Source organism: Nocardiopsis sp. NPDC006832, assembly GCF_040635885.1.
Classification (GTDB): Bacteria; Actinomycetota; Actinomycetes; order Streptosporangiales; family Streptosporangiaceae; genus Nocardiopsis.
On the sequence record NZ_JBEYLC010000023.1, the window covers coordinates 79,748 to 86,713 of the forward strand.

Sequence of the window (6,966 nt, forward strand, 5' to 3'; positions counted from 1 at the left end):
GCGGTTCGGTGGACCGCGTCATCGGGCATGGGGTGCCCCCGCTCCACCGGTCTCCAGGGCGGCCCGCACCTCGGCGGTCGTGGGCATGGCGTCCGAGCACGCCAACCGGGAGGCGACGATGGCGCCGGCGACGTTGGCGAAGCGCAGGATGCGTTCGGTGGGCCATCGAGAGAGCAGGCCGTGGCAGAGGGCACCTCCGAAGGCGTCCCCGGCGCCGAGCCCGTTGACCACCTCCACCGGTACCGGAGGCGCGCTGTGCGGACCGGTGTCGTCGACGGCCGACACTCCGTCCGGCCCCTGTTTAACCACGGCCAGGGTCAGGCCCAGTTCGCGGCCACGGCGGGCGGCCTCGACGGGGTCGCGGGTACCGACGGCCGCCTCCCACTCGTCGAGGTTTCCACAGGCCACGGTGGCCAGGGGTAACGCCTCGGCGACGTGACGCCGGGCCTGTTCCCGGGAGTCCCAGAACATGGGGCGGTGGTCCAGGTCCAGGACGGTGGGGTGGCGGCGCTCGCGTACGCGCAGCGCGGTCAGGGTGGCGGTGCGGCCGGGTTCGCGGCACAGCCCGGTGCCGGTGGCCCAGAACAGGTCGGCTCGGGCGATGGCCCCGGTGTCGAGTTCGTCGGCCTCGATGAGCAGGTCCGGCGCGGGGTCTCGGCCGTAGAAGTACAGCGGGAAGTCGTCCGGTGGGAAGAGTTCGCACAGGGTGACGGGAGTGGTGGTGCCCGGCACGGCGTCGACGAAGCGGTCGTCCACCCCGTAGCCGCGCAGGGCCCGGTGCACGAACCGGCCCAAGGGGTCGTCGCCGACGCGGGTGATGACGGCGGCGGCGCGCCCGTGGCGGGCCGCGGCCACCGCGACGTTGGTGGGGCTGCCGCCGAGGAACTTGCCGAAGGACTCCACCTCGTCCAGGCCGACCCCCACCTGGTGCGGGTAGATGTCGACACCGACCCTGCCCATGGTGATCACCTCGGGCGGGGTGGTCGACGGGTCCGGTTCGCTCACGGCCGCACCTCCGTGATCCGGACCGGACGGTGTTCCCTGCGCGACAGGTCCGCGGCCTCGGCGATCAGCACCGCCTCCAACGCGTCGGCGACCGTGCAGGGGCTGGGGGCGCCGTCGACGACCATGGCGACGAACGCGCCGATCTCGGCCTCGTAGGCGGCGGTGAAGCGAGGCCAGAACACCTCCCAGGGCTCGCCCGAGGGGAAGTCGATCCCGGGTTCGGCCGAGCGCAGCGGCACCCGGTCGTCCAGTCCGACGACCAGGGTGGAACGGGAGCCGGCGAGTTCCATGCGGACGTCGTACCCGGCCCCGTTGTACCGCGACCCTTGGAGCGTGGCCAGGGTGCCGTCGTCCAGGCGCAGCACCGCGGCGGAGGTGTCGACGTCGCCATGGTCGGTGAAGTAGGAATCGCCCCGGTTGGCGCCGTAGGCGAAGACCTCCTCGACCTCGCGTCCGGTGACCCAGCGCAGGATGTCGAAGTCGTGCACGTGGCAGTCCCGGAAGAGCCCGCCGGAGGCCGCGACGTAGCCGGCGGGCGGCGGCGCCATGTCACAGGTCAGGGCGTGGACGCGGTGCAGGTCGCCGAGTTCGCCCGCGCGGACGGCGCTGTGGGCGCGCAGGTATCCGGGGTCGAAGCGGCGCATGAATCCGATGTGCACGGCGGCCTCGGCGCGCCGCACCTCCTTCAGCAACCGGATGGTCTCGGCGACCGTGGGAGCGACCGGTTTCTCGCAGAAGACGGGGACCTTGGCGGCGATCCCCGCCCGGATCAACTCGGGGTGGGCGGGGGTGGCGGCGGCGATGACCAACGCGTCGACGGCGCCGGGAGCGAGGAGCGCGTCGACCTCGACCGGTCGGGCGCCGATCCGGTCGGCCACGGCGTGGGCGCTGTCGGTGTCGACGTCGGCGAGCAGGAGTTCGGCCACCTCGGGGCGGGCCCGAAGGGCGGCGGCGTGTGATCGTCCGATGCGTCCGGTTCCGACCAGGCCTATGCGCATGCGACTCCCTGGGGTGTAGCGCGTATCACATCCGGGGCCTCATGCTCACCCGTCGCTCTTCCCGCTGTCAATACTTTGTCCGGACATACTGATGTAGTAACCTCGTATTCCGTTCTCCCGTACACGAGGTAGCACCGGTGACCCACAGTCCTTTGTCCATCGACCTGGATCGCAGCAGCCCCGTGCCGCTCTACTTCCAGGTCGCCCAGGAACTGGAACGGCGGATCATGGCGGGCGAGATGCCCGCGGGCACCCGTTTGGAGAACGAACTCATGCTGGCCGAACGGCTGGGTCTGTCCCGGCCGACCCTGCGTCAGGCCATCGAGTACCTGGTGGACCGCGGCATGGTGGTGCGCAAACGCGGCGTGGGAACGCAGGTGATCCGCCCGCGCGTGCGTCGTCCAGTGGAGCTGTCCAGCCTCTACGACGACCTGGCCCGTGTGGGCGAGGAACCCGGCACCCGGGTGCTGCGCCTGGCCGTGGAGGTGCCGCCCGACCCGATCGCGGCACAGATGGAGCTGCCGCCCGGGAGCGAGGCGTACGTGCTCGAACGGCTGCGCCTGGCCAGGGGCGAACCCCTGGCCCTGATGCGCAACCACCTGCCCGTGAGCCTGGTGGAACTGCGTGAGGGCGAACTCCGCGAACAGGGGCTCTACCGGCTGCTGCGCGCCGCCGGCGTCACGTTGAAGATGGCCTCACAGAGCATCGGCGCCCGCAACGCCACCCCCGCCGAGGCAGAGGCCCTGGACGAGCCATCAGGCGCGCCGTTGCTCACCATGGAGCGGGTGGTCTACGACGACACCGGGCGAGTGGTGGAGGTGGGATCCCACGTCTACCGCGCCTCGCGCTACTCCTTCGAGCTCACCCTCACCGGCTGAGACGCCCTGAACCGGACACGCCTCGCGGCGCTTCCTCATGCCCGGATAGGCTCCTGCGATCTCCCATAGCGCAAGGACGTACCCCATGGCTCTCGCTCCCCGTAACACCGCGGGCACCAGATCGCTCTCGGATGTCCTCCGTGATCCCCGCCAGTGGTGGTGGGGGATCCAGGGCGGGGACCCCCGGGCCGCCGCGCAGGACCTGGACGACCTCCGGCAGGGCCTTCCGCTGCACTCGGTCGCCCACCTCCGCCACGGGCACGCCTTCTACCAAGGCCTGCTCGTCATGCACTTCGCCGCCCCCGAACGGGAACGGCTGAAGTGGCGCCAGTGGAGACCCTTCCGGACCTACGCGCAGCCCTTGTTGCTCCCCACCCCGACCGAGGTACTCGGCGTGCGTGAACCGTCGTCCTGGCGGGAACGCCGACTCGGGGACATGCGCATCGTCGACTTCCTCGCCGGCGGCCACCCCTGGGAGATGGCGGTGGTCCCCATCGACGTCGCGGTCGTCACCACCGCCCTCGACAAAGCCGGGTTCTGAGGCCAGGCCGGGGAAACCGCGTGGCTCGATGGATGTACGGGCACTCCGGGCGTACGGGGTGCGGGGTGCGGGGGTGCGGGGGTGCGGGGCACGGGGGTGCGCAAGGGGGTGGGTGCACAAGGGGGTGGCAAGGGGGTTGCATAGGCGGGGGCGTATCAGGGGTGCGGGGCGCCTCAGATCTCATGCCTTGGGGTTGTCGGGCGTCGCTCGGGTGGTTGGTGGGGCGCCTTAGGCCGGAGCCCTTGAAGTTGTTGGGCGTTGCTCGGGTGGTTGGTGGGGCGCCTCGGGTCGGGGTCCTGCGGGTGGTTGGGCGTTGCTCGGGTGTGTTGGGGGCGCCCCAGCTAGATAGCCGTTGGGTGGTTGGGCGGGGTGGGGTGGGTTCTCCCTCCTTCCCCGCCGCGTGATTGTTGCCGCCCGCACCGCACGCGTCAAGGCGATGTTGAGTGCTGTGACGCTGTGGTTGGTGGCCTTGACCCGTACGGTGCGGGCGGCGGTTTGGCGGCTATCGGGGAAGGGGGGAGAGTGGTTGGGGTCCCAACGGCCCTGTGGGCCTTCGGCCCACTCCGGCCACAGGCGGCCGGATCCCTTCCCCTCCGTCTGGTGTCCTCGTGGGGCGCGTCGCCACTACGTGACGGGTCCGGTCACGAAGGGCCCGCTACAGGTGGGACGGGTGGCGAGCCGCGTCCCCGCGGTGGCCGGCTCTGGTCTTCACAGCGATGATCTTGCTCGTAGCGCCATGTTGGGCGCCCAACATGGCGCTACGGACAAGATCATCATGGTGGAGAGACAGCACAGGGTTGCACGGGGTTGATGATGTCGGTGGGCCGGTACCTGTGGTGGCAGTGGCGCCGACACCCCCGATGGGAGCCACTCCGTGCCCGGGATATGACTCCGGGCGGGGGGTTCGCGGAGTTTCTGCCCCTGGGCATGCCGATATCCCCACAGGGCACAGGACCCTTGGGGTCTGACACCCAACCGGGGGTGGACTCGGGGTGGTCGCGGCGGGGTGGTCTCGGCGGGGTGGGGTTCCACCTGGCGGAAACGGGTGGTGGAAGTACGCGGTGGTTAGAGGGCGGTGGCTGGGGCTGGCTCGCCTTCCCCGTCCCCGGTCCCGCTGTCCTTTCCCGCTTCTTGGTGGTTCTGGGCGTGGTGGTGTTCCCAGATCTGCCGGTTCACCTTGGTCTGCAACCGGTGCTTAAGCCGGTTATGGGTCGAGCACAACACCTGCATGTTGTCCGCACTCGTGGCCCCGCCGTAAGAGAAGGGGACGATGTGGTCGTACTGCGACCAGCTACGCGGCACATCACAACCCTCGTGCCACTCACAGTAGGACTTCTTGAACCCGGCCGCTTGGCGCACCGGGTCGGGGGCGCACCGCTGCTTTCGCCCCACATCCAACAGAGTCCGACCCTGGGCATCGGTCACGAACCGGCGCAACCAACTCTGCGGGGTCAGGCGGGCCACCATCTGATCAGGCAACACCACACCATCCTCCGTGGTGGCCGGCTCTGCGGTGCCGTCTCCCAGGAACCGCTTCAGCGGCACGGTGATGTTCAACGTGGCCAACGGTTGGCGGCTCAGACTGGAGCAACCCCGATGACCCAAAGCGGTCTCGAAGATCCGCATCATCGCGTCATAGACCCGCTGATGCTTCGGCACGGCGGCGTTCTCCGGCCCATACGGCTCGGTGTAAGCCTGCAGAGCGGCGTGGATGAGTTCGTGGTCGGCCCCCGGCCCCCACATACGCAACAGAAACCCGGACTCGAACGTGGGCGAGAACTGCGCACCCCGGTTCTCGAACGTTTCATCGTAGTCCCGGTCTGCCTTATCCGGGTCCAGGCGGGCGACGAACCATTTCGCCGCGTCTCGCAACTGGCGCACCGAAGCCTGCGGGCACTCGGCCTTGAAACCGATCAACCCGAATTCCAACCGGGCCCGAAACCCCTCCACCGAAGGACGCTGGGCACGGAATTCCTCATCCGCCGTTTCCAGGACCTTCGCCCACTCGGCAGTGGCTTTTTCGGTGGAGGTCGCGATGGCGCACGCCTCACCCAACGACAGGGCGCTGGCCTGGAAGGCTTCTTCCACCAAAGGCAGCTGCTGCCGGTGTAGGGCGCGGGCGAGGGTGGCAAGGCTCTTGGCCTCGGCCGGAGAGGTCCCCCACTGATGAGTGATCCACGCCTGGATACTGCGCTGGCCACCCTCTTCCAACAAGGCGCCGGTGGCCTCCATCCGGGCCAGGGCGGGCAGCATCCCATAGCGGACCCGGTCTGTTTCCTGGTTGAGCCGGCCGAACTGGGCGAGCACATCGGCTTCACACCCGAACGGGATATCCCGTCCGGAGAATTCCACCGCCATCTCCCGCGCACCCGCCATCGCCTTATCGACCGGGGTGTTCCCGGTCGGGCGCGGTGCGTGGGGAGGAAAGCTCATACTCTGACTATATGCGAACACCCCAGGAAATGGCAGGCTTACCGGCGGGTATATTCTACCTATTTCCATGTCGGTGAATGTGCCTACCATAGATGGGGTGGCCATTCTGGGTTATCCACAACCCCTTCCCCTATGACCGGATCCACCTATCACGGAGATGCTCCTAGCGACTTCGTTGGAGGGGCTCTGAATGGAAACGATCTTGTCCGTAGCGCCATGTTGGGCGCCCAACTGGGCGCTACGAGCAAGATCATCGGGGAAAGAGCCTCACCGGTGCCGGCTACCGCAGGGACGCGCCCCACCCCGTGCCCCACCTGTAGCGGGCCCTTCGTGACCCGACCCGTCACGTAGTGGCGACGCGCTCAACGAGGACACCAGAGGGAAGGGAAGGGATCCGGCCGGCCACGGCCGGACCGGGCCCACAGGGCCGTAGGGACCTCAACCACTCTCCCCCCTTCCCCGATAGCCGCCAAACCGCCGCCCGCACCGTACGGGTCAAGGCCACCCACCACAGCGTCACAGCACTCAACATCGCCTTGACGCGTGCGGTGCGGGCGGCAACAATCACGCGGCGGGGAAGGAGGGAGAACCCACCCCCACCCCGCCCAACCACCCCAAGAGCAGAGACCTCAGGCGCCCCACCCACACACCTGAGTGACGCCCCGTAAACCGGTGGGTTCCCGACCCGAGGCGCCCCACCAACCACCCGAGCAACCCCCAACAACCCCAAGAACCAAAAACCTGAGGCACCCCACGCCCCACACCCCACCACACCCACCCCCCGGGCAGCACGAAACCGGCGAAACCAGCGGCTCCCCCAAGATCGATGGGATCATGTAGGCGGAACAGTTCGCCAGCCCAAAATCTCCCACCTGTGGATAACCCACCACAGGCAGCAGCCGCCCGTCCCGAACGGGCTTGGGCGCGCCGGCCCGGCGTACTGGGGCCCGACATACTGTGGCCTGGCGTACTGGACCAGTCCCCGGGGTGGCCCCACGCATCCCGTGCGTGACTAGTGCTGTGACCGGAAACGTTCACCCGGGTGTCCTCACGCTGCGATGGGTAGCGGTCGGCCTCCCCAACGAACACCTTTCTCGCTGCGTACCCGGGC

General features: G+C 68.9%; 5 protein-coding genes. 2 read left to right on the forward strand and 3 right to left on the reverse strand.

What is annotated here, in order from left to right:
- Positions 1–18 precede the first annotated feature (18 nt).
- Together iolC and ABZ717_RS13560 are read right to left on the reverse strand one after the other, a co-directional pair.
- Positions 19–960 carry a 5-dehydro-2-deoxygluconokinase gene (iolC, locus tag ABZ717_RS13555; RefSeq protein ID WP_358509153.1) on the reverse strand — a complete coding sequence of 314 codons (942 nt, stop codon included), beginning with the start codon at positions 958–960 and terminating at the stop codon, positions 19–21.
- Between the two features lie 41 nt (positions 961–1,001).
- Positions 1,002–2,003, reverse strand: a complete 1,002-nt coding sequence (locus ABZ717_RS13560) for a Gfo/Idh/MocA family oxidoreductase (RefSeq protein ID WP_358509136.1) — start codon at positions 2,001–2,003, stop codon at positions 1,002–1,004.
- A 137-nt stretch (positions 2,004–2,140) separates the two neighbouring features.
- Here ABZ717_RS13560 and ABZ717_RS13565 point away from each other — a divergent pair, with 137 nt between their 5' ends.
- Positions 2,141–2,881 carry a GntR family transcriptional regulator gene (locus ABZ717_RS13565; protein ID WP_358509139.1) on the forward strand — a complete coding sequence of 247 codons (741 nt, stop codon included), beginning with the start codon at positions 2,141–2,143 and terminating at the stop codon, positions 2,879–2,881.
- Between the two features lie 85 nt (positions 2,882–2,966).
- Positions 2,967–3,422 carry a hypothetical protein gene (locus tag ABZ717_RS13570; RefSeq protein ID WP_358509142.1) on the forward strand — a complete coding sequence of 152 codons (456 nt, stop codon included), beginning with the start codon at positions 2,967–2,969 and terminating at the stop codon, positions 3,420–3,422.
- A gap of 1,065 nt (positions 3,423–4,487) precedes the next feature.
- Here ABZ717_RS13570 and ABZ717_RS13575 read toward each other — a convergent pair.
- Complete coding sequence (locus ABZ717_RS13575; protein WP_358509144.1) at positions 4,488–5,855, reverse strand: DUF222 domain-containing protein; 1,368 nt, start codon at positions 5,853–5,855, stop codon at positions 4,488–4,490.
- Positions 5,856–6,966 lie beyond the last annotated feature (1,111 nt).

Coding starts and splice junctions, on each gene's coding strand:
- iolC (WP_358509153.1), bottom strand. CDS start 960: ATGGGCAGGGTCGGTGTCGACATCTACCCGCACCAGGTGGGGGTCGGC.
- ABZ717_RS13560 (WP_358509136.1), bottom strand. CDS start 2,003: ATGCGCATAGGCCTGGTCGGAACCGGACGCATCGGACGATCACACGCC.
- ABZ717_RS13570 (WP_358509142.1), top strand. CDS start 2,967: ATGGCTCTCGCTCCCCGTAACACCGCGGGCACCAGATCGCTCTCGGAT.
- ABZ717_RS13575 (WP_358509144.1), bottom strand. CDS start 5,855: ATGAGCTTTCCTCCCCACGCACCGCGCCCGACCGGGAACACCCCGGTC.